General features: G+C 62.8%; 20 protein-coding genes. 6 read left to right on the forward strand and 14 right to left on the reverse strand.

What is annotated here, in order from left to right; genetic code table 11:
* Window position 1: 1 nt before the first annotated feature.
* From Q7F16_RS00855 to Q7F16_RS00900, 10 genes are all read right to left on the reverse strand, one after another.
* Complete coding sequence (locus tag Q7F16_RS00855) at window positions 2–667, reverse strand: amino acid ABC transporter permease (protein ID WP_409555413.1); 666 nt, start codon at window positions 665–667, stop codon at window positions 2–4.
* The gene (gene lhpI / locus Q7F16_RS00860) at window positions 660–2,438 is read right to left on the reverse strand and encodes a cis-3-hydroxy-L-proline dehydratase (protein WP_409555414.1); all 1,779 of its coding nucleotides are present in this window, start codon (window positions 2,436–2,438) and stop codon (window positions 660–662) included. Before lhpI ends, Q7F16_RS00855 begins: the two co-directional genes overlap by 8 nt.
* Window positions 2,439–2,448: 10 nt before the next feature.
* Window positions 2,449–3,267, reverse strand: a complete 819-nt coding sequence (locus Q7F16_RS00865; RefSeq protein WP_014339130.1) for an ABC transporter substrate-binding protein — start codon at window positions 3,265–3,267, stop codon at window positions 2,449–2,451.
* A 234-nt stretch (window positions 3,268–3,501) separates the two neighbouring features.
* Window positions 3,502–4,251 (reverse strand): AraC family transcriptional regulator, encoded by a 750-nt coding sequence (locus Q7F16_RS00870; RefSeq protein ID WP_409555415.1) that lies wholly within the window; start codon window positions 4,249–4,251, stop codon window positions 3,502–3,504.
* A 204-nt stretch (window positions 4,252–4,455) separates the two neighbouring features.
* A complete protein-coding gene (locus Q7F16_RS00875) occupies window positions 4,456–5,712 on the reverse strand; it encodes an FAD-dependent oxidoreductase (protein WP_409555416.1) in 1,257 nt (418 codons plus the stop codon).
* Window positions 5,709–5,945, reverse strand: coding sequence for a 2Fe-2S iron-sulfur cluster-binding protein (locus Q7F16_RS00880; protein ID WP_003202550.1), 237 nt, complete (start codon window positions 5,943–5,945; stop codon window positions 5,709–5,711). Before Q7F16_RS00880 ends, Q7F16_RS00875 begins: the two co-directional genes overlap by 4 nt.
* A 188-nt stretch (window positions 5,946–6,133) precedes the next feature.
* Entirely contained in the window at window positions 6,134–7,249 is a 1,116-nt protein-coding gene (locus Q7F16_RS00885; RefSeq protein ID WP_409555417.1) for an NAD(P)/FAD-dependent oxidoreductase, read from the reverse strand.
* The gene (locus Q7F16_RS00890; RefSeq protein WP_095961927.1) at window positions 7,246–8,178 is read right to left on the reverse strand and encodes a 4-hydroxyproline epimerase; all 933 of its coding nucleotides are present in this window, start codon (window positions 8,176–8,178) and stop codon (window positions 7,246–7,248) included. Before Q7F16_RS00890 ends, Q7F16_RS00885 begins: the two co-directional genes overlap by 4 nt.
* A gap of 112 nt (window positions 8,179–8,290) precedes the next feature.
* A complete protein-coding gene (locus Q7F16_RS00895; protein WP_046062699.1) occupies window positions 8,291–8,962 on the reverse strand; it encodes a GntR family transcriptional regulator in 672 nt (223 codons plus the stop codon).
* Between the two features lie 205 nt (window positions 8,963–9,167).
* A complete protein-coding gene (locus Q7F16_RS00900) occupies window positions 9,168–10,334 on the reverse strand; it encodes an MFS transporter (RefSeq protein WP_046062698.1) in 1,167 nt (388 codons plus the stop codon).
* Between the two features lie 137 nt (window positions 10,335–10,471).
* Between Q7F16_RS00900 and Q7F16_RS00905 the strand changes: the two genes are divergently transcribed.
* Together Q7F16_RS00905 and Q7F16_RS00910 are read left to right on the forward strand one after the other, a co-directional pair.
* Complete coding sequence (locus Q7F16_RS00905) at window positions 10,472–11,863, forward strand: aminotransferase-like domain-containing protein (protein WP_046062697.1); 1,392 nt, start codon at window positions 10,472–10,474, stop codon at window positions 11,861–11,863.
* A 258-nt stretch (window positions 11,864–12,121) separates the two neighbouring features.
* Window positions 12,122–14,266 (forward strand): TonB-dependent siderophore receptor, encoded by a 2,145-nt coding sequence (locus Q7F16_RS00910; protein ID WP_409555418.1) that lies wholly within the window; start codon window positions 12,122–12,124, stop codon window positions 14,264–14,266.
* A 66-nt stretch (window positions 14,267–14,332) separates the two neighbouring features.
* On the opposite strand, the gene Q7F16_RS00915 is transcribed toward Q7F16_RS00910, so the two are convergent.
* Together Q7F16_RS00915 and Q7F16_RS00920 are read right to left on the reverse strand one after the other, a co-directional pair.
* Window positions 14,333–15,067, reverse strand: a complete 735-nt coding sequence (locus Q7F16_RS00915) for an SDR family NAD(P)-dependent oxidoreductase (RefSeq protein ID WP_046062695.1) — start codon at window positions 15,065–15,067, stop codon at window positions 14,333–14,335.
* 325 nt (window positions 15,068–15,392) lie between these two features.
* Entirely contained in the window at window positions 15,393–15,599 is a 207-nt protein-coding gene (locus Q7F16_RS00920) for a tautomerase family protein (RefSeq protein WP_003202537.1), read from the reverse strand.
* Between the two features lie 128 nt (window positions 15,600–15,727).
* Between Q7F16_RS00920 and Q7F16_RS00925 the strand changes: the two genes are divergently transcribed.
* Entirely contained in the window at window positions 15,728–16,651 is a 924-nt protein-coding gene (locus Q7F16_RS00925) for a LysR family transcriptional regulator (RefSeq protein ID WP_046062694.1), read from the forward strand.
* Between the two features lie 189 nt (window positions 16,652–16,840).
* Here the strand turns inward: Q7F16_RS00925 and Q7F16_RS00930 are convergent, their stop codons facing one another.
* Entirely contained in the window at window positions 16,841–17,275 is a 435-nt protein-coding gene (locus tag Q7F16_RS00930) for a nuclear transport factor 2 family protein (protein WP_014339142.1), read from the reverse strand.
* Between the two features lie 711 nt (window positions 17,276–17,986).
* Here Q7F16_RS00930 and Q7F16_RS00935 point away from each other — a divergent pair.
* Entirely contained in the window at window positions 17,987–18,349 is a 363-nt protein-coding gene (locus Q7F16_RS00935; RefSeq protein ID WP_409555419.1) for a DUF6124 family protein, read from the forward strand.
* 119 nt (window positions 18,350–18,468) lie between these two features.
* Here Q7F16_RS00935 and Q7F16_RS00940 read toward each other — a convergent pair whose 3' ends face one another.
* On the reverse strand, window positions 18,469–19,365 hold the full coding sequence (locus tag Q7F16_RS00940) for a LysR substrate-binding domain-containing protein (RefSeq protein ID WP_409555420.1): 897 nt from the start codon (window positions 19,363–19,365) through the stop codon (window positions 18,469–18,471).
* 90 nt (window positions 19,366–19,455) lie between these two features.
* Between Q7F16_RS00940 and Q7F16_RS00945 the strand changes: the two genes are divergently transcribed.
* Both Q7F16_RS00945 and Q7F16_RS00950 read left to right on the forward strand, forming a co-directional pair.
* A complete protein-coding gene (locus Q7F16_RS00945) occupies window positions 19,456–20,871 on the forward strand; it encodes an MFS transporter (RefSeq protein WP_409555421.1) in 1,416 nt (471 codons plus the stop codon).
* A complete protein-coding gene (locus Q7F16_RS00950; RefSeq protein ID WP_409555422.1) occupies window positions 20,868–22,142 on the forward strand; it encodes a glucarate dehydratase family protein in 1,275 nt (424 codons plus the stop codon). The genes Q7F16_RS00945 and Q7F16_RS00950 overlap by 4 nt, the downstream gene beginning before the upstream one ends.
* Window positions 22,143–22,357 lie beyond the last annotated feature (215 nt).

Genomic DNA, 22,357 nt, shown 5'->3' on the forward strand with positions numbered 1-22,357 from the left:
CTCAATAACGAAACAACCGCCAGGACAACAGCCGGGCCAACCCGACGATCAGCTTGGCGATCAGGTAATACAGCAGCGCCGCGAGGGCGAAGTATTCGAAGGTGCGGAAGGTCTTGACGTTGTATTCCTGGGTGACACCGGTGAGGTCGTTGTTCAGGCCGACGACCACGCCCAGGGATGTCATCAGCACCGCCCAGACCATCTGGTTGGTCAACGGGTAGAACACGATGCGCAACAGTTGTGGGACGATGATCATCCGGTAGGCCTGGAAGGCGCTCATCCCCAGGGAGCGGGCGGCGCGCATTTGCGTACTGGGCACAGCCTTGAGGCCGCCGCGAAAGTTTTCCGCCAGGTAGCCGGCGTTGTTGAAGGTGATCCCGGCCAGCAAGGCCAGCCAGGAACTGACGTGCAGCCCGAGGGAGCCGAGGCCGAAGTAGAGGATGTAAATCTGGAACAGCGAGGGCGTGTTGCGGGCGATGGACACCCAGCCATTGCCCACGCCCCGCAGCAAGCGATTCGGGGCCTGGCGCATCACCGTCAGCAGCAGGGCGATCAGCACGCCGAAAATCATCGACAGCGCGGCCGTCTCGAACGTCACCCAGGCCCCGGCGAGCATGTCGGGCAGGGCGCGCAAGGCCGGGCGCCATTGGAAGCTGTAGTCAAACATGAGTCGGGCTCCCCGTGCGGGCGGTGGGTTGCAGCCATGCCGGCGGCTGGCCGCGGGTCGAGGCGGTGCAGGCGGCCTCGACGCATTCGGCGAGGGCGGCAAAGTGCACCCCACGCCCGACCAGGCCCGGTGCGTAGTGGGCGTATTTACCGGAGTTGGTCATCAGCGTGGTGGCGTGGGGCGGAATCACCGGTTCGCCCAGCATGCACCAGCAGGTATCGGTCACCAGCACCGCGCCGAAGGTCTCGATGGCGGCCAGATACCCGGCTTTGCGGGCCTGCTCCAGCACTGTCCGGCCGCAGGTGATCGCCAGCACCACATACGGATGCTTGACCCGGCCCGTGCACAAGGTCGCGAGGGCGGCGAATTCGCTGAGGGAGAAATGCGGGTTACCCAGGGACACCACGTCCACCCAGTTGTCCCGGGCGCTGTTGAGCTCGCGCCAACTGGCAAGCAGGCCTGCGGCATCGACGCTTTCCTGCGGCAAGGTGACGTCGCTCTCCAGGACATCGGCAGGGTCGAGGGCTTCCGGCGTTACCCCGGCGATGTGGAACAACGGCGCGGCGCTGGTGGTGGCGAACGCGGCACCGAAGGCCTTGAGGTCGTCCAGGGTGGGCGCGGCGTGTTCCAGCCCACGTATCAGCGGGATGCGCCGGCCCGCCAGGCTGCCGATGTGATAGCCCAGCAGTGGATAGAAACTGTCGTCCACGTGACCCAGCGCCGGCACGTCGACGATCAGCCGGGCCTTGCGCGGGTCGTCGAGATGGCAGCCGGTCAACGGTGCCCGTCCGCACAGGGCGATGCAGATATCGAGGAAGTCCGGGTACTTCTGCGTGCGCGCCCCCAGCACGCTGTTGGCGTAGACCACGGCGTTGGATTCGGCCCAGACGATTTGTTCGCCGGCCTTTGGCGCGCTGTCCAGCAGGTAGGGGGCGCAGGTGAAACTCAGTTGCGCGCCCATCGCCATGTAGGCATCGCCCAAGGCACTGGCCGGTTCGCCCAGGACCGGATCGACGCCCAGTTCCCGCCAGCGTCGCTGGTCCACGGAAATGGAGTTGAGGGTGGTGGGGACGCGAACTTTCGCCCCCCACTGCACCAGTTGTTCGGCAAAGCGCAGGCTGGCCGGGCCGGTGTAGATGCAGCCGTCGATGTGGGCCTGGGTCACATCCAGCAGTTGTGTGGCGCCCTGGATTTCGGCCATGCGCAGCACGATTTGCATCGCCACCTGGGCGGCCTTGCCGTGGCTGCCGTCGAGCAACGCCCGGTCCTGTTCGCTCAGCGCCAGGGTTGAGGACGTGGGCGGCTGCGGCGCTGGGTCAGAACCTTGCCAACCGTCGTTTGGCGGCCGGCCAGACAGTGTCAGGACGTCGCCTTCCAGGCGTACGAAACCCTGGCCGCGCAGCCCATTGAAGGCCTCGTGCCCCACGCACACCACCGGCAGCGAGCGTTGGAAAATCACCTGCGCCACCAGCACGCCCAGGGTCAGGATTTCATCGGCTTCAGCCAGCACCAGGGCCGCCGGTGCGTGGCTGTTGCTGATCAGTTCCATCAAGACGCTGCTGCCGGTGCAGGAGCCGCGTCCGCTGGGGATCGCCAGCACGCGCCCGGCCAGGCGCTGACCACTCAATGGATGGTGGCGGTCGATGACTTCGCCGCTGGCTGGATCGACCCCGCCCCAGAAACTCAGCCCCACGTCGGCGAACAGCAGGGCGCCCTGGGCGGCACCCTCCACCAGGCTGCGGCCTTTCACACGGACAGGCGTGCTTGGCATGCGCCGATCCTCAGTAGTAGACCTGGGGAACGGTCAGGTTGGCCGGCGGAATGTCGGTGCCGACCCATTTGACGAACAGTTCCTTGTAGCGACCCGTGCGCACCTGCTGGTTGACGAACAGGTTGAGGTAGTTGAGCAGGCCGTATTCGCTGCGCTTGGCGCCGAGGGACACGTAGTCGATGACGTAGGGCGCGTCACCGGCGATCTTCAAGCCCTTGTACTTGCCCGACTTGATGGTCGCGGCGGCCACGGTGTTGGTCACCACGGTGGCATCGATGTGCCCCTGGGCGACGGCCAGCAAGGTGTCGTTCTGCGACTGGTAGGCGCGGAAGCTGCCGCTGCCCCAACTCTTCTGGTCCTTCTCCAGGGCGATGGCTTCGTAGGTGCTGCTGGTGTTGCCCAGGGCTTTGCCTTTGAGGTCGGCGTAGCTGTTGATGCCGGTGTTGTCGCGGGTCAGCACCACCATCTGGAAGGCGAAGTAGGGCACGGTCAGGCCCACGGTCTTGGCCCGCTCCAAGGTGTCGGAGGTAGAGGCGACGATGACATCGGCGCGGCCGGACAGCAGCGCGGGGATTCGGTCGGAGAATGGGGTTTCCACCACTTCGGCATCTACACCGAGGACCTTCGCCAGATCGTTGCAATAGTCCACGTCGAAGCCGGCCGGCTTGTTGCTTTCATCGCGAAAGCCCATCGGGGGAAAGTCCAGGGTCACGGCGCAACGCAGCTTGCCGGAGCCGATGATGTCATCGAGCTTGTCGGCGTGGGCGGGGGCGATGAAAAGCGGGGTGAGGACAACGCTGAGGGCTACGGCCAATGCAGGGTTTTTCATAAATGCCTCGCTGTCGAATAAATGCGGTGAGATATCGTATTGAGGATTTCGTATACGATATTAGATAAGCAATCGGCATGCCCGTTTCCGCTTGAGGCGCAGTATTGTCACTGGAGGGCTGATCTAGAGGCTTTCCCGACTGGCGATGACGCATTATGGGCAGGGAGCTACGTTGTCGCGGGTGTTACAGATGGGAGCAGCCACGGGGCCCGACGCCCCATCAGGGAACAAGAATCAGCGCTGATTCTCGCGATATTGGCTGGGCGACAGGCTGGTCAGGGCCCGAAATTGGCGGCTGAAGGCGCTGTGGTCGGTGTAACCGCAGCGCAGGGCGATCTCGGTGATCGGGAGGTCTTTGTCGAGTAACAGCCGTGAGGCCTCTTCCAGTCGTGCCTTGTGAATCATCTGCCGCGGCGTGAGTTGGAAGATGCGTTTGCAGTGCCGCTCCAGTTGGGCCACCGATAATTCGGCAATGGCGGTCAGCTCGGCGAGACTGATGGGGCGGGCGAAGTGCTGCTTGATATGGGCGTCCACCGCCGCCAGTTTGTGGAACGCCGGATGGCTCGATTGCGGCAGTTGCAGGTCGCGGGAAATGCCGGCCAGGCCGACGATCTGGCCGTCTGGATCGTGCAGGGCGAGCTTGTGGGTCAGGCACCATACGGGCTGGTTGCCGTAATACAAATGCAGTTCGAGCTGGTCGGCCAACTCCCGTCCGCTGGCCAGCACCCGGCGATCCTGTTCGGTGTACAGCGGGCCGAAGCGCTCGGGGAACACCTGGTCGGCGGTGAGGCCGAGCAGGTCGCCGCTGTGTTTGAAACCGCAGCGCCGGGCCAGGGTCTGGTTGACGAAGGCATAGCGGGCCTGCGGGTCCTTGATGAAAAACACCACGTCCGCGAGGGTGTCCAGCAGCGGGGCGATGGGCTGCAGGCTGCGCAGCAGGGTGTCGAGGTCGCAGGGGGCTAGGGAAGTGAGCGAGGGGTACATGGCCGGCGTTGTCTTTTTTGTGGGAGCTATGACGCAGTGTCAGTCGAAAATGTGCTGCCTGTCACGCCGCCATCGCGAGCAGGCTCGCTCCCACAGGGATTTGCGCTGAACTTCGACTTTGCAGGCACCGCAGGAACCCATGTGGGAGCGGTGCTGAATGCAGGTTTTGTGGTTGTGCAGGTCAGGATGGGATGTGTGTCGGGTTCAGGTGGGTGGGGTTTCTTCCAGGTTCAGCAAGGTTTCGATTCGCGCCGGGCTGAAGGGGGGGCGGGGTGCGGGCGGTGTCCAGCCGAACAGGTGTTCCAGGGCGGCGCCGCACACTCGGCCCTGGCAGGCGCCCATGCCGCAGCGGCTTGCCAGTTTCGCTTCGCGCCAGTTTTCGTGGCCGACCAGTTCGCCGTACGGTACGTCTTCGCAGCGGCAGACCAGGGTGTCGTTGCGGGCCAGGGTCTTGAGCCGTGGATCGAGGGCGAAGGCTTTGTTCAATGCCCCGGCAAAACTCTGCCAGCGTGCGCGGCGCGGCCACAGCTGCTGGGCGGCTTCGGTGTTGCCGACGGCGGCATGGCCGGCGATAGCGCCTTCCACCAGCGCCAGTTCGCTGCCGCCAAAACCGGTGCATTCGCCTGCCGCGTAATGTTCACGGCGAGTGGTCGCTTGCCAGGCGTCAACCGCCAGCGCCTGGTCCTCAACCGCGCAGCCCAGGGCCTGGCCTAATTGGGTATTGGGAATGAGCCCGAAGCCACAGGCGAGCCGGTCGCAGGCCAATTCAATCGTCTTGCCTTGTTGATGCAGACGCACGCCCTCCAGCCGTTCCCGACCGAGTGCTTCCACCACATGGGTGTCGGTACGGTAGTGCCGGTCGAACAGATTGAACGATTGGAAAAACTTCCCCGGCCAGCGCGGCAGTTGCGCGGCGAAACCGCCAACAGCGGTGCGGCTGGCCTGCTCGGCGATGCGCAGCACCTGTGCACCTTGATGCTTTGCCGTGGCGGCGCTGGCCAGCAGCAAGGGGCCGCTGCCGGCGATGACCAGCCGTTCGCCGCGCACCGGCAAGCCCCCCTTGATCAGCGCCTGCAAGCCGCCAGCACCGGTCACGCCGGGCAGTGTCCAGCCGGGAAACGGCAGCAGCCGTTCGCGGGCACCGGTGCAGAGAATCAAGCGCTCGTAGCTGATCTGCCAGCCGCGCTCGGCATCTTCCACCAGCAAGGTTTTATCCGCCGCGCAGGCGATCACACGGGCGCCGGCATGGCAGCGTACGTTGGCGCAGGTTTGCAGTTGCTCGCGCAGGCGTCGGGCGGCGCTGGGTAGGTTGGCCTGGGGGCCGTCGCGCCAGATCTGCCCACCGGGCAGCGGGTTGTCGTCCAGCAGCACGATGCGCGCGCCGCTGCTGGCTGCGGCGAGGGCGGCGGCCATGCCGGCGGGGCCGGCGCCAATGATCAGCAGGTCGGTGGTTTCGTTCATGGTCGGGTCTGCACCTGCATGCCGTCGTGGCACAGGGTCTGGCAGGCCAGGCGGCGACGGCCATCGATCAGCACCCGGCACTCCTGGCAGATACCCATGCCGCACAACGGCGCTCGGCGCTGGCCGCTGACCGAGGTGCGACTGCAACCATCCGCGCCCAACGCCAATGCCGCCGCGACGCTGGTGCCGTTGGCAACCGAGAGTGGGCGGCCGTCCAAAAACAAGTCAGGCATGGCTCCAATACTCCTTGGCTAAGTGGATGTCAGGAGCACACCCAAAACCTGTGGCGAGGGAGCTTGCTCCCGCTCGATTGCGCAGCAATCGCAAAAATGTCGGGTCTGCTGCGCAGCCCAGCGGGAGCAAGCTCCCTCGCCACAGGGTCAACCTATCCCCGGAGCAAACAGGGGAAGTGTGTCGGGCTTCAGGCATGGGCCGGTTCTCCCAAAAAACGCTGCGGCAGGTAAGGCTGCGCGGCCAGTGGTGGGGTTTCGTCGAACAGCTGCGCGACGAGCAGGTCGGCCGTTGCCGGCGCCGTTGTGACGCCCAGTCCTTCGTGACCCACCGCCAGCCACAGTCCCTGGCGCTGTGGATGTTGGCCCACCAAGGGCAAGCCGTCGGGGCTCGCTGCGCGAAAACCGGTCCAGGCCCTGATGCCGTTCAGATGCGCCAACCCTGGCAGGTATTCGACGGCGCGCTTGAGCATCTTCGCCAGCATCCAGCCTTCCACCTGCGGGTCGACGGTGCCGAACTGCCGCGAGGCGCCGATGAACAATTGCCCGGTCGGGCGCGGCTGGATATTGCACGCCACCGACGGTCCGCTGGCGTTATGGGCGCTGGTGACGTAGCCCAGTTCCACCAGGGTGTGGGTGACGGTAGCGGGGTAGCGATCGGTGATCAGCAGGTGGCCCTTCTTCGGCACGATCGGCAGTTCCGGGCACAATTCAGTGGCCTGGATGCCATTGGCGAGGACCACCGCTTCGGCGCTCAACCAGCGACCGTCGTCGAGGCGCACGCGATGACCATCGACTTCGCTGACCTGTGCCCGTTGCTGGCGAATGTTCGGCGCGTCGAGCATCCAGCGGGCGGCTGCCGGGGCGTAGAGGATGCCGTCGCCCTTGATCAGCAGCCCACCTTCCAGCCCCGGGCGCAGTTCGGGTTCGCGCTGATGCAGCGCGGCATTGCCGATCAATTCACAGGCTTCGCCATGGGCCAGCAGGTTCAGGTATTTAGTGTGGGCCACCGCCATTTCTTCGGCATTGGCCGCCAGCCACAAGGTGCCGTTGTTACGCCAGGCGCAGCCGTCGGGCAGGGCCGGGGCCAGCTCGCGCCAGCGTTGCAGGGAATATTGACTGAGGGCCAGCTCCGCCGGGTTGTCATCGAGCACCAGCAGGTGCCCCATGCCGGCCGCCGTGGCGCCGTGCCAACCGGCGTCCAGCACCAACACGTTGACGTTGCGTCGGGCCAACGCCTGGGCGCAGGCCGCACCGATGATGCCTGCGCCAATGATGATCACGTCGGCGACATGGCCCTCGCTCACGGACGAATGCCCCAGGCGAACGGGTCATCCGCTTCGATGATCAGTGTGGTTTCGGCGCTGATGTAGGCGCGACCGCGAATGGTCGGCACGATGCGCTCGCCGGAACGCTCATAAGAGCCTTCGAACTCGCTGCCAATGACACTTGCCTGGCGCCAGATCTGCCCCGGTTGCAGTTTTCCATCGGCCGCCAGGCACGCCAGTTTGGCGCTGGTGCCGGTGCCGCAAGGGGAGCGGTCATAGGCCTTGCCCGGGCAGAGCACGAAGTTGCGGCTGTCGGCTTGCGGGTCGTCGGCAAACAGTTCGATGTGGTCGATCAGGCCGCCGTCCTCGCCGCGAAAACCTTGCTGCTCCAAGGCTTGCTGCACGGCGTAGGTGTAGGCGGTCAACGCGTCGAGGTTATCGCCGGCCACTCGCTGGCCATGTTCGGCGACCAGGAAAAACCAATTGCCGCCCCAGGCCACGTCGCCCACCACCTGGCCGATGCCGGGCACCTCCAGGGCCAGGGCCTTGCGGTAACGGTAGGCCGGCACGTTGCGCACGCTCACCGAGCGGTCTTCGTGCAAGGTTGCCTGTACCGTGCCTACCGGGGTTTCGATGCTGTGCACGCCGGGGCCGATCCGGCCCAGGTGGGCCAGTGACGCCACCAGGCCGATGGTGCCGTGGCCGCACATGCCCAGGTAGCCGCTGTTATTGAAAAAGATCACGCCGGCACAGGCGCTGGGGTCCACCGGCTCACAGAGCAGCGCCCCCACCAGCACATCGCTGCCCCGCGGTTCGAGCACGCAGGCGCTGCGCCACGCGTCGTGTTCCGTGGCCAGGCGTTGCTTGCGCTCGGCCATGCTGCCCTGGCCCAAGTCAGGAAAACCGTCGGTGACCAGTCGGGTCGGTTCGCCGCCGGTATGGGAATCGATCACGGTGATGCGTTTCATGGGAGGGCCACGTCCGTTCAGATGAGTGACGGCAAGCGTGGCCCGCGCCGGGGGGTGACGGCTTGATGGATTTATCTGTCACCGATGACGAAATCGGCACAGTGCCGGCCCATCAATGGCTGGAAGGCAGGAACTTGAACAGGGTCTCGCAGACCCCGGCGATGTGTTCGTCCAGCAGCTTCACCGCGTGCTCGACATCGCCAGCGCGGCAGGCCTTGATGATTTCCCGGTGCTCGTGATCGGCGCGTTCCTTGCCCGCCGAAAGGCTCATCTGCATGCGCAAGTAGCGCTCCAGCTTGTCGTGGACCGAGCGGATCAGACTAACCATGAAGGGCCGTTGCGCCGGTTCGTAGAGACAGGCATGCAGTTGCCAGTTCAGTTCGGCCCAGCGCCCGACGTCGTCTTCACCGATGAACTCCCGGCAGATGCTTTCGGCGCGGGCGAAGGTGGCTTCGGTCATGTTGGGAATCGCCAGGCGCAGCACTTTGTCTTCCAGCAGCATCCGCACCTCGAACATCTGCGCCAGCTCCGCCTCGGAAATGCGCGTCACCATCGCCCCGCGATTGCGCTGGAACATCACCAGGCCCTCGGCCTCCAAGCGCTTGAGAGCCTCGCGCACGGGGATCTTGCTGACGTTGAACTGCCGGGCGATGTCATCCTGGCGAATGGGCTCGTCCTCGGCAAAGTGCCCGGCCACAATGGCATCGCGCAGGTGGCGGGTGATGATTTCCGAGGTGGAAGGGGTGTTGCCCAGGTCAGGCAGGTTGAACTTGGATAAAGTCACGGTGGCGGGTCGTTCGGCTTAGGTGGGGATATGGTATACGACTTTGCCGAGCGTGGTGTCGAGCTGTCCCAGGCTTCCTCCAATCCTTCAGCCAGACCCCTGTGGCGAGGGAGCTTGCTCCCGCTCGATTGCGCAGCAATCGCAGAATGTTGGGGTTGCTGCGCAACCCAGCGGGAGCAAGCTCCCTCGCCACAGGTTGGTGTGCTCAGCCGTGGGATAGCTGGCTCACATAAGCCTGCGTCCGGACGATGCGCCATCCGGTGACGGACGCCCCCGCCAGCAGCGCCAGGCCGAACACGATCAACGCCACGTCAGCGCCGAAAGCGTCAGCCAGCAACCCGGTCACCACCACCGGGAGGCTGAACCCGACATAGGCGAACAGGAAGAACCCGGCGCTGACCCGGGCCTTTTCCGTGCTGGCCATGGCCGTGACGGCTGACAGCCCGCCCAGGTACAGGAAACCGTAGCAAGCGCTGCTGGCGCCCAGCGCTCCGAGCAACACGGCGAGCAGCGAGCCGGCGCTCGCGCCCCAGGCCAGCAACACGTAGCTCGCAGGCAGGATCAACAGGCCCAAGCCCGTCGCCCTGGCCGGTTGCATGCGCCGAACCCAGGGCTGGAAGAGCAAGCCGCAACTGATGACCGTGAAGGTCGACAGGCCAGACCAACGCTGCAAGTCGTGGGTCGCCAGCACTGACGGCAATATGGCGATGACCAGGCCCGAGGTCGCCCAGGCCAGCAGCATGGAAAAACTGTAGGGCAGGCTGCCGGCGGGAAACAACGGCAGGCGCAGCAACGGTGCGTCTTTGATTTTCAGCGCCGGGTCCGGTAACCGCCAGACCACGACGATCGCGATGGCAGCCAACATCAGCTGCAACCAGAAGCTGCCGGGCGTGGCGCTGTGATGGACGAACAGGAACAGACTGGTCAACGCCGCGCCCAGGCCAAAGCCCAGGGAGGTGCTGGCGGTGACCCGGTTGGCCGGCGAGCGGGGATCGCGGGTTGCCATGAGCTCGGCCATATAGGCGGTTGATGTGGTCGAGGCCAGCCCTGTGCCGATCCCCATCATCAGGCGCGCCACGCCCAGCGCCTCCAGGCTTGGCCAGAGCAGTGTTACCAGCGTCGCCAGCATCGACAGCCCGAGCGCGACCAGGATCAACGGTTTGCGTCCCACCCGGTCGGCCAGCCCGCCGAACGCCAGCAGGACCGGCAGTACGCCCAGCACATAACCGGAAAACGCCACCGCCGTGGCGCCGGCCCCGTAGCCGGACAACTGCGCGTAGGTGGTGTACAGCGGCGCCTGCAGGTTGACCGCAAGGGTGATCAGGCAAAGGCCGAAAGCCAGCCCCCAGGAATGTCGATGCGATGCTTTCAAGGGTGTTCCTTAAAGGGTGTGCATGAAGTCCCGGGGACTATCACTGCCGGGCACAGCGCAAACAAGGAACAGACCCAGGCCATTTGTGCTTAACTGTTCGCTCGAAAATCGAGAACACTTAGCCAAGAGTGCCAGCCGTGGACCTGAAGATTGATCGCAACGTTGCCGAGCCCGTGATCCGGCAGCTCGTGACGCACCTCATGGGCTGGATCAACGCCCATGGCATCCGCCCCGGCGCGCGCATGCCGTCCATTCGCCAACTGGCCCGGGAAAACAGCCTGAGCCTGTCGAGCGTGATCAAGGCCTATGACCAACTGGTCGCCAGCGGGGTGCTGGAGTCCCGGCACGGCGCGGGTTTTTTTGTCGCGCAGCAGTTGGCCCAGCCGGTGGAACCTGCACCTGAAGCGGATAACGCTCGGTGGCGGTTGTTCGACAATGAATCGACGCAGCTCAAGCTCGGTTGCGGCTGGCTGCCCGACGCCTGGCGCGACGACACCGACCTGGGCCAGGCGATCCGCCAAGTGGTGCGCAGCGACAACCATGCGTTGTTCAACTACAGCACCCCGTTGGGCTCGCCTCATCTGCGCCTGCACCTTCAAAAGCGCCTGGGCCTGATCGATATTCATGTCGACCCGACGCAGATCATCACCACCCAAGGTGCCAGCCAGGGCCTCGACCTGCTGGTGCGAACCCTGCTCAAGCCCGGTGACCTGGTGCTGGTGGAAAGCCCCGGCTACTACAACCTGTTCAATCTGCTGAAACTGCATGGGGTCCAGACCCTGGCGGTGCCAAGAACCGCGCAAGGCCCGGACATCGCCCGCCTGGAACAGCTTCTCGGCGAGCATAAACCCTCGTATTTCTTCATCAACAGCATGTACCAGAACCCCACTGGCACCAGCCTGGCGCCGAGCGTGGCCTATCGTCTGCTGCAACTGGCAACCGCCCATGACTTTCGCCTCATCGAGGACGATATCTACGCCGATTTCCAGAACGGTCCGACCTCACGCCTGGCCTCCCTGGATGCCCTGGACCGGGTGATTTATCTGGCGAGTTTTTCCAAGACGCTGTCCAGTTCGCTGCGCATCGGTTACGTGGTCGCCCACCCCGAGATCATCCAGCGCCTGGCCGAAGTCAAGATGATTACCGGCATCGGTTGTTCGCTGCTGGCGGAAAACGTGGTGGCGACGTTGCTGGCCAACGGTGCTTACCGCAAGCTGATCCAGCGCTTGCGCCAGCGCCTGAACAAGCAGATGGCAAGTACGCTGCGCCAGCTGGACCCGGCCCACTGGGAGGTATTTGCCGAGCCGATGGGGGGCCTGTTCGTCTGGGCCAGGCCGCGGTGCCTGGCGGCACAACGGGTGCAGCAGATCGCCCGGGAGCTGCAAATCCAACTGTCCCAGGGCTCAACGTTCCTGCCACAAGGGGAGGCGTGCGATTGGTTGCGGTTGAACGTGGCTTATACCCAGGATCATCGTGCGCAGGTGTTCTTCCAGCGGGTGGAGCAGGAGTCGATTGCGGCGGGCCAATAGGGTATGGGGGGATTGTTCTGGCGCCATCGCGAGCAAGCTTTGCTCCCACAGGGGAGGCAGGGGCCAACCACAAGACTTGTTCCCGCTGAAGATCCTGTGGGAGCAAAGCTTGCTCGCGATGACGGACTGACCGGTCACAAAAAACATCGACGCTAATGGGAATAGATATCAAACGACAATGAGTTACTGTATCTTTCGCGACACATTTTTGTCAGCCTCCCGATGTGGGTGGTTTGTTTCCATTAGGATTGTGCATCGATGCGTCGGATTCTCGTTTCACTGTGTGTGCTCCAGGCTTACTCCGTTTCCACCTGGGCAGAAGAGCCAATCCCTGCCACCCCGTCGACCCTTGAGCTGCAAGCCACGGATATCGTCGGTAACGCCGACTATGAATCAGCACAAGGCCCGGTGAAGGGCTATCACGCCACCCGTTCGGCCAGCGCCACCCGTACCGACACGGCGATCCATGAAACCCCGCAATCCATTTCCGTGGTGTCTCGCGACGTTGTCGAAGACCTCGGCGCCACGCGCCTGCAGGACGCCCTCGATTATGCCGGCGGGGTCGGCCGGGGCAACAACTTCGGCGGCCAGGGCCTGACCACCTTCACCGTACGCGGCTTCACCACTGGGGAGTTCTACCGCAACGGCTTCCCGATCAACCGTGGCTACCCGAACATGCCGGACGCCAACACCATCGAGCGGCTGGAGGTCCTGCGCGGCCCGGCCACCATGCTCTATGGCCGCGGCGACCCGGGCGGTACCTTCAACGTGGTGTCCAAACAACCATTGGCCGAGCGCACGGTGACCCTGGGCAGCCAGGCCAGCGACCAGGGGATGCGTCGCGGTACGCTGGACGCCTCCGGTCCACTGGACGAAGAAGGGCGCCTGGCTTATCGCCTGAACGTGATCGGCGAGGGCGGCGATACGTTCCGCGACCACGTCGAGACCGAGCGCTACGGCATCGCGCCGGTGGTGAGCTGGCAGGTCAACGACACCACGCGCCTGACCTTCGAAGGCGATTTCATGCGCAACAATGCGCCGCTGGACCGTGGCCTGACCCATTACGCCGGCCAGCGCGGCACCGCGTCGCGCGATACGTTCTTCGGCGAAAAAGACGCCGGCAAGCTGCACAACGACAACAACATGCTGCAGGTGCGTTTCGAGCACATGCTCAACGACGACTGGACCCTGGCCGGTGGTACCCAATGGCTCGACGGAACCTTGCAGGGCAATGCCGTGGAGGGCAACAGCATCGGCGCCGATGGGCGTACCCTGAGTCGCAACTTCAACTACCGCAAGCTGGAATGGACCGACCGCGACACCCAGCTTAACCTCACCGGGCATTTTTCCACCGGCGGGTTCGAGCACACGTTGCTGACAGGCATCGAGTATGAGGACTACGACTACCAGTCCATCATCCAGCGTTCCTCCGGCGCCGCCGGTGCCTACCCGATCGATATCTTCGACCCGGTGCATGGCCAGCCACGCCCGGCCTTGACGCGCAAGCCCACCGATGACCAGGAAAACCTCAAGACGTTTGGTGTGTTCGTCCAGGATCAGTTGGCGCTGACTGAGCGCTTGAAGTTGTTGGCCGGGGCGCGTTTCGAGCGGTTCGAGCATCAGTACGAGAGCTTCGTCCCGCAGAACCCGCCCGGTAGCCGGAACTGGGACGTCACCGACAGCGCCGTCACCCCGCGCCTGGGTGTGATCTACGACCTGACCGACACCGTGGCGGTCTATGCCAATACCGCACGCTCGTTCAAACCCAACACCGGTGCCAGTCGCGAAGGTGGCGGGGGGTTCAAGCCGGAAGAGGGCAAGTCCTACGAAATGGGTGTCAAGTGGGAAGCGCTGGATCGCCAGTTGAGCGTCGACGCAGCGATCTACCAGATTGAAAAGCGCAACGTCCTCACGCCCGATCCGCTTGATTCCACCTTCAACGTCGCTGCCGGGGAAGTGCGCAGCCGTGGCTTTGACTTGAACGTGGCGGGCAATTTGACGCCGGAGTGGCGCGTGATCGGTGGTTACGCCTATGTGGATGCCGAAGTGACCAAGGACATCAACATCCCGTCCGGCACTCGCCTGCTCAACGTGCCCAAGAACTCCTTCAGCCTGTTGAACGTCTACGAGTTCCAGGACGGTGGCCTCAAGGGCCTCGGCCTTGGCGTAGGTGCCAAGTACGTCGATGAGCGGGCCGGCAATACCGCGGCCAGCACCTTTACCATGGACAGCTACACCGTCGTGGACCTGCTCGGTTACTACAAGGTCAACGAGCGGATCCGCCTCAACCTGGATCTGAAGAACCTGTTTGACGCCGACTACGAAGAGGGTGCATTCGGTGGCGTCTATGCCTACCCAGGCGCACCGCGGACCGTGCAGGCTGGTATCTCCTACACGCTCTAAGTCCCGCGCTTCATGAAAACCCCGAAGGTTCTGCCTTCGGGGTTTTTCTTTTTATCACTTGCCTCTTTACCACTTGCCTGTGCTCATCCCGCCGTCCACCGGCAGTATCGCGCCAGTCGTGAAATCGGCGCCCGCCAGGTACAACACGGCCTCGGCAATTTCCTCGATGGTGCCCACGCGACCGGCCGGGGCCAGGTTGTCGAGGAATTCGCGGTGAGCCGGGTCGTGCATGGGCGTGTCGATGATGCCGGGGGCGACTGCGTTGACCTTGATGTTGTGGGGCGACAGTTCCAGGGCCAGGGCGCGGGTCATCTGGTTGACGCCGCCCTTGATCAACACCGGTAGTGCTGCCGGCACCTGGATGTTCGGTTGCAGGGCCACGGCGGCCGAAATGTTGATGATGAAGCCTTGCTGGCGCCCGATCATGTGTGCGGCAGCAGCCTGGCTGGCGTAGACCAGCCCCTTGAGGTTGGTGTCCAGCAGCGCGTTCAGGTCCTGGGGGCTGTATTCGACGAAGGGTTTTGGCAGGAAGAAACCGGCGTTGTTCACCAGCCCGTCAACGGCGCCAAACGCCGCGACGGCTTGGCTGATGAGGGCGGTTGAAGTGGCCGGATCAGCGATGTCGCCGGCCACGCCGATGAAACCCGCCGGGTGGCCGAGCTCGGCGGCGGCAGCGTCAAGGCCGGACGGGGAGCGGGCATTGCCCACCACGTTATAACCCCGATCCAGGAACGCCTTGACCAGACCCAGGCCGATCCCGCTGGAAGCGCCGGTGATGATGACGGTTTTGTTGAGGCTCATGATTGACTCCTGATCACATTGAGTTGAACCGATGCGCCTGTGTTGGCGGTGGTTGAGTTCAGGGTATTGATGCGCCAGAGTTTGATAAATAAGGCTTCTGGTACTTGAGTTGATACGTCATGTAATCAATGGCCGGGGCCACACATACCCCCGGTGGACCCCTGTGGGAGCGAGCTTGCTCGCGATGGCGTCAGGCCAGTCGGTATTGATGCTGACTGACACACTGCTATCGCGAGCAAGCTCGCTCCCACAGGATTGTCAGGCAGTCCGGTTGGTAGGCAGAAAAAAGCCCGGTCAATCGGACCGGGCTCGGAAGGGTGGAGGGTTATTCCTTGGGAAGACTTCGATACTGCGTCGTCGTCATCCCCGCGTATCCCCAATTATCCGTGTCGACCTCCTCGATCACGATATGGGTCAAGTGTGGGTCCTTGCCCAGTACGCGCTGGAGGGTTTCGGTGATTTCGGAAATCACCTGGGCTTTCTGTTCACGGGTGACGCCGTCTCGGGTAATTCGCACATTGACGAAAGGCATGTTGCACTCCTGCTGCTGAGAAAGTGCGCAGGAAGAATCCCACGCCGTTGAGGGCCCACTGTATTTATATGCCGCAGACTGATAAACAGGCCTTTGGAAACTTCAGTTGATACGCGGTGTAATGAATCATGAAGCGTCATTTCGAAGACCTGCAGTTGGGCAGCATAGAACTGTTCTGCCTGGCGGCGGAGGCGGGCAGCTTCACGGCGGCGGCGCAGTTGGCGGGGGTTACCCCGGCGGCGGTGAGCCGCTCGATCTTTCGCCTGGAAGAGCGCCTGGGCTCACGGCTTTTCGTGCGCACCACCCGCAGCATTCGCCTGACCGAAGCCGGCAAGATTTATTTCGAGCAATGCCGCCAGGCGTTGACGCAACTGGTCGAGGCGCAACAGGAAATGATGGGCGCGCAATCGGTGCCGTCCGGGCAACTGCGCATCAGCCTGCCCACAACTTACGGTCATCACCGCATCCTGCCCTTGCTGCCGGCCTTTCGGGCGCTGTACCCGCAAGTGACTGTGGACCTGCACCTGAGCAATCGAAACATCGATTTCGTGGCCGAAGGTTATGACCTCGCCATCCGGGTGCGGGCCCAACCCGACTCGTCGATGATTGCCCGACTGCTGGAAGACGGGAAACTGGTGGTGGTCGCGTCTCCTGACTATCTGCGCAAGGCCGGCACGCCGCAGGTTCTTGAAGACCTGGACGACCACGAATGCATCCAGTTCGAATTGCCCAGTAGCGGGCGACGGATTTCCTGGTTGTTCAATGTCGAGGGCAAGGAAAAGGAGGTGTTCGGCGAAGGGGGCTATTGCTGTTCGGATGATGTGCTCGGCGGCGTGACGCTGGCCAAGCATGGCGCGGGCTTGTTCCAGACTTACAAATTCATCGTCGAACAGGAGCTCGCCAACGGGCAACTGGTGGAGGTGCTTGCGCCTTTCGCGGGGCGCTCACGGCCGTTCACCTTGCTCTATCCTCACGGCCGGTACGTACCGCAGCGGGTGCGTGCTTTTGTGGATTTCCTGTTGCAGTACCGGGAGCAGTGGGCCGCGATTTGAGGGGAAAAAACTACCGGCGATGGGAGCAATCTGTGGCGAGGGAGCTTGCTCCCGCTTGAGTGCGAAGCGCTCACAGAAAGGGCCGCTACGCAGCCCAGCGGGAGCAAGCTCCCTCGCCACAAGGAATCACTGCAGCCTCAAGTGAACAAAATTCCGCCTGCCACAGAGGTGTTCCCGGTCAACCCGCTATCAGAACCGAAACGCCTGACGACCGATCAGCAACCACTTGCCATTCTTCTGCTTCTGCCAGATCTGGAAGTTCTCGATTTCCGTTGGCACCACTTCAGTACCCTTGAGCGCCTGCGCCGAGAAGTGGTTGCGCACCAGCGCCACATCACCTGACAAGGTGATTTTCTGGTTCTTCATTTCCAGGGTCTTGAATGCGCTCTTGCCCGTTTCGATGTCGGCGATGAAGGCTTTCTTGTCCTGGATGTTGCCGCTGGAGTGTCCATAAGTGAGGTTCTCGGCGGCCAGGGCCTGGAGCTGGGGGATGTCTTTGTGCAGCATGGCTTGGGTCAAATGATCGACCGCCTGGGCCACCTCCTGCTCGGGGGATGTGGCGGCGGCCGCCGCGTAGCCGCTGAACAGGCACAAGAAGCTGATGACCAATGTCGTTTTTTTCATGGGGATTTCCTTATTTTTGTAGGTATCGGGAGCGCGAGCGATTATTGGCTCGTCGGTCATCGTACAACTTGTTTTGAGATGGGGGAACAGCCGAGCGAGTGTGCGTTGCTTTTTCGATAAAAAAGATTGCGATCAGGTTCCTTGGGCTATCGGGCAAGGTGCCATGTGATAACGCAACAATTTATAGCCAATCAACTGTAGGAAAATTCCCCAAAGCATCCGCCAACGTATTATCTACGGCATGACCTCGTTTAATATCGATGACCCCGGAGCGTCTCGTAAGAGACTGTATTTACACCAATACAGCCCCAAGAAATAACGAAGAAAAATCGCCACGTTTAATTGCCATAAACATACCTAGCGCGACACGTTTAAATACATTCCACATTACGCCCTAAAGGCTACGAGACCTTGCGTCCTAACTTACGCATGCGTCAGAATCCGCTGGCTTGTGCGCTTTGCCCCTGGCCTCTATCGTTTACCTGCCACTGCCCATCAGTGGTCGGGTTTAGTCGCCCATCAGGTTTGGTAAGGTGCTTGAGCACCGTTCAGTCAGGTCATTTATATTCCTGCACTAAATGGTGGTTGTGCGCAGGGCGTCCTCGGGCGCGCCGGGTTTTACCAATTCCTACCGGTCGACTAACCTGCGTACAGCCGCCACCCTTCTTTTAGTCGAGAACGGTTGCAGCTCCAATGTAGGAATTGTCACTTATGTTCAAAGTAACTCCCAACCCCCCGGATATCGATTCGGTACTCTACGGCGACTCTCTCGACCCCGAAAAGTTGAAAGAGGCGGCAGACCGCGCGCTCAAGTACTACCTGAACCCCGGGGCGACGAAAACGCAGATACCGCCCCGCAAGCCCTGCACGATCTTCACCATCGACGCAGCGGTGGATGACGAAACGTTACTCGTTGAGGCGTGCGAATCCTTGGCATCCGCCAGCGTGATGGTCAGCGACCTCACCGATTTGACGGACGGCCCAAGACGCCAAACGATGCTGGTGCTGCAACGGGTCATCATGTTGGGTGAGCTAGCGGTCAATCGAGTACTGGATAACCACAAGCCTGGGTAGTCGCCAGGTAGTGTTGTGGGGGGCGCCGCAAGCGCCCTCACAACCTAGGTCCACGAAGCTCGGTGGAACGTTGGGTGCCGTCAGGCACTGCCAACCGCATGGGCCTTGTTGCTCCGCCTTCACAACCCCTCCTGAACCGCCCCCCGAATCCCCTCCAGCAACATGGTGAACGCCGGATTGTCGTTGTCCTCGCGCCACACCAGGTGTAACTCGCTCTGCACCCCTTCGCCCAGGTCGATCTCGCGAAACACTACCTGCTTGAACACCACGCTGCTGGCGCAACGCGGCACCAGCGCCAGGCCCATGCCGGCGTTGACCAGTGCCAGGATCGTCAGCGACGACCCCAGCCATTGCACGAACTGCGGCGCGACCCGGGCCGAGCGAAGTGTGCCGGTGAGCAGTTCGTTGAAGGGCGGGTAGGCGGCGTGGGAGTACATGAGGAACGGTTGGGCGTCGAGGTCCTGGACGCTCACGGTCTCGGCGCTGGCCAGCGGATGTCCGGCAGGCACCGCCAGCACGAAGGGTTCGCGCACCAGGCATTCGGTGGCGTAGCCGGTTTCCAGCAGGGGCGAGCGGACGATGCCCAGGTCGATGCGCCGGGCGCGCAGGGCTTCGTGCTGCTGGTAGGTGTTCATCTCCGCCAGGACGATTTTGACCTGGGGCTGTTTCAGCCGGGCCTCGGCAATCACCTTGGGCAAGAACTCGTATACCGCGCTGCCGACGAAGCTGATGGTCACCGAACCGATGTCACCCTGGGCAAAGCGCCGGGCGGCGATGGCGGCTTGTTGGGCCTGTTCCAGCAGGTTCTGCGCTTCGATGAAAAACGCCCGGCCGGCAGCAGTGAGCGCCACGCTGCGGGTGCTGCGGGTAAACAGCTCGACGCCCAGGTGGTGCTCCAGCAATTGGATCTGCCGGCTCAGCGGTGGCTGGGTCATGTTCAGGCGTTCGGCGGCGCGACGGAAGTTGAGTTCGGTCGCCACGGTGGTGAAGCAGCGTAGCTGGGCCAGTTCAAACATTGATTCAATCCAGGTATCAATCAAGTGCCAAGTTAGATTAGACGGGAACAATCCGCCGCGTCCATCATCGTCCCGTTCCCCACAAAAACAATGATCGGGAGGCACCCCTTGAATAACGTAACGGACTCCACCCATGACAGCACCCTGGCGCTCGCGGCGGCCAAGGTCAAACGTCATGTCCTGCCGCTGGTGGTGGTGATGTTCATCGTCAACTACATCGACCGGGTCAACATCGGCTTCGTGCGCAGTCACCTGGAAACCGACCTGGGCATTGGCGCCGCAGCCTACGGGCTCGGTGCCGGGCTGTTCTTCGTCGGCTACGCGCTGTTTGAAGTGCCGTCCAACATGCTGTTGCAACGCTACGGCGCGCGGGCCTGGCTGACACGCATCATGTTCACCTGGGGCGCGGCGGCCATGGCCATGGCCTTTGTGCGTGGCGAGACCAGTTTCTATGTGCTGCGCTTCATCCTCGGAGCGGCGGAGGCGGGGTTCTTTCCCGGCATCATCTACTACTTCACCCAATGGCTACCCGCCAACGAGCGCGGCAAGGCGATGGCGATCTTCCTCAGCGGCTCGGCCATCGCCTCGGTGATTTCCGGCCCGGTGTCCGGCGCCTTGCTGCACATCAGCGGGTTGGGCCTGCATGGCTGGCAGTGGATGTTCCTGATCGAAGGTTTCGCCTCCATCGTGCTGTGCGGGTTTGTCTGGTTCTGGCTGCAATCGCACCCGAGCCAGGCGAAATGGCTGACGGCTGACGAGAAAAGCGTATTGATCGCCGCCATCGCCGAAGAGCAACGGGCCCGGGAAGCGGCTCAGGTGATCAAGCCGTCGATGTTCAAGTTGCTGGCCGACCGGCAGATCGCGCTGTTCTGTTTCATCTACTTTTCCATCGCCCTGACCATCTACGGTGCCACGTTCTGGCTACCGAGCATGATCAAGAAAATGGGCAACCTGGGGGACTTCCAGGTCGGTTTGCTCAATTCCATTCCATGGATCATTTCCATCATCGCGATGTACGGCTTCGCTGCCCTGGCCGGCAAATGGAAATTCCAGCAGGCCTGGGTCGCGGTGACGCTGGTGGTCGCTGCGTTTGGCATGTTCATGTCCACCACGGGAGGACCGATCTTTGCCTTCGTGGCGATCTGTTTTGCGGCGATCGGTTTCAAGGCGGCGTCGGCGTTGTTCTGGCCGATTCCCCAGGGTTACCTGGATGCGCGCATCGCGGCGGCGGTGCTCGCCCTGATCAACTCCATCGGCAACCTCGGCGGCTTTGTCGCGCCGACGGCCTTCGGTTTCCTGGAGCAGACCACCGGCTCCATCGAGGGCGGCCTGTATGGGTTGGCTGCCACTTCGCTTGTCGCCGCCGTGGTGATCTTTTTCGCCCGCACCGCACCGAAGCGCGATACCCAGAATTCACTGTCCGGCCGGCCTGAAACCGATGTCGAAGCCGATCAGTCGCAAATCTCTCAAGCTTTGAAACCTGGTCCATCGGGAGCCGCTGTATGAAGATCAAACGCGTCACCGTCACCCCCATTGCTTTTCGCGATCCACCTTTGCTCAACGCCAGCGGCATCCATGAACCGTTCGCGTTGCGCTCAATCATCGAGATCGAGAGCGACAACGGTTACATCGGCCTGGGGGAGAGCTACGGCGATGCACCGGCCCTGGCGATCCAGCAGCAGTTGCAAAGCCAGTTGATCGGTCTGGATCCGTTCAACCTCAACCAGTTGCGGGCTATCGTCCAGGCGACCGTCGCCGCGCAGAAACCGGCCAGCATCGCCGGTGCCGAACTGGCGCCGGGTTCCCACGCGAGCAAGGCGGTGAGCAATGCCTATTCGGCGTTCGAAGTGGCTTGCCTGGACTTGCAGGCCCACTACCTGAACGTGCCGCTGGTGGACCTGCTGGGCGGCGCGATTCGCGACGAGATTCCGTTCAGCGCCTATCTGTTTTTCAAGTACGCCGAACACATCGATTCGCCGTACCCGCCAGACAATTGGGGCGAGGCGCTCGACGAAGAGCAGATCGTCGCCCAGGCTCGGCGGATGATCCAGGACTATGGCTTCAAGAGCATCAAGCTCAAGGCCGGCGCCCTCGATCCGGAGCATGAAGTCGCCTGCATCAAGGCGCTGAAACGGGCGTTTCCCGGCTACCCGTTGCGCATCGATCCCAATGGCAACTGGTCCCTGGAAACCTCGATTCGCATGGCCGAGCTGCTGGGGGATGACCTGCAGTATTACGAAGACCCGACGCCGGGGCTTGCGGGCATGGCCGAGCTGCACAAGCGCACCGGGCTACCGCTGGCGACCAACATGGTGGTCACCGATTTCGATGAGTTTCGCCGCAGTGTGGCGCTGGACAGTGTGCAGATCGTGTTGGCCGACCACCATTACTGGGGCGGCCTGCGCGACACCCAGGTCTTGGCGAAAATGTGCAGCACCTTCGGCCTGGGCGTGTCGATGCATTCGAACTCGCACCTGGGCATCAGCCTCATGGCCATGGCCCACGTGGCGGCCGCAGTGCCGAACCTGGACTACGCCTGTGACACCCATTACCCGTGGCAGGAACCGGATGAAGAAGTGATCAAGGGCGGCAAGCTGCCGATTGTCGACGGTTGCGTGAAGATCACCCGGGCGCCTGGTCTTGGCCTGGAGTTGGACCGGGATCAACTGGGCAAGCTGCATGAGCAGTTCCTCAGTTGCGGCATCCGCCAGCGCGACGATGTGCGCCAGATGCAGCGTTACCGGCCGGAGTGGAAGACCGTCAAGCCGCGGTTCTGATACACCGCAGAGAGGCCTGCTGCGCAGGCCAGCGGGAGCAAGGTCTGTGGGAGCAAGGCTTGCCCGCGATAGCCGCGCCGCGGTCGAACAGCTGAACCGCGTTATCGTTCATCGCGGGCAAGCCTTGCTCCCACAGACCTACCACAGACTGCATTCCATAGGCCGCCCAGCGGCCCACACCCAAAGTACCGCCCCCGTCGCAATAGCCGTCTTAC

The sequence above is a fragment of the Pseudomonas sp. Lb2C2 genome (genome assembly GCF_052112205.1).
GTDB classification, from domain to species: Bacteria; Pseudomonadota; Gammaproteobacteria; order Pseudomonadales; family Pseudomonadaceae; genus Aquipseudomonas; species Aquipseudomonas kilonensis.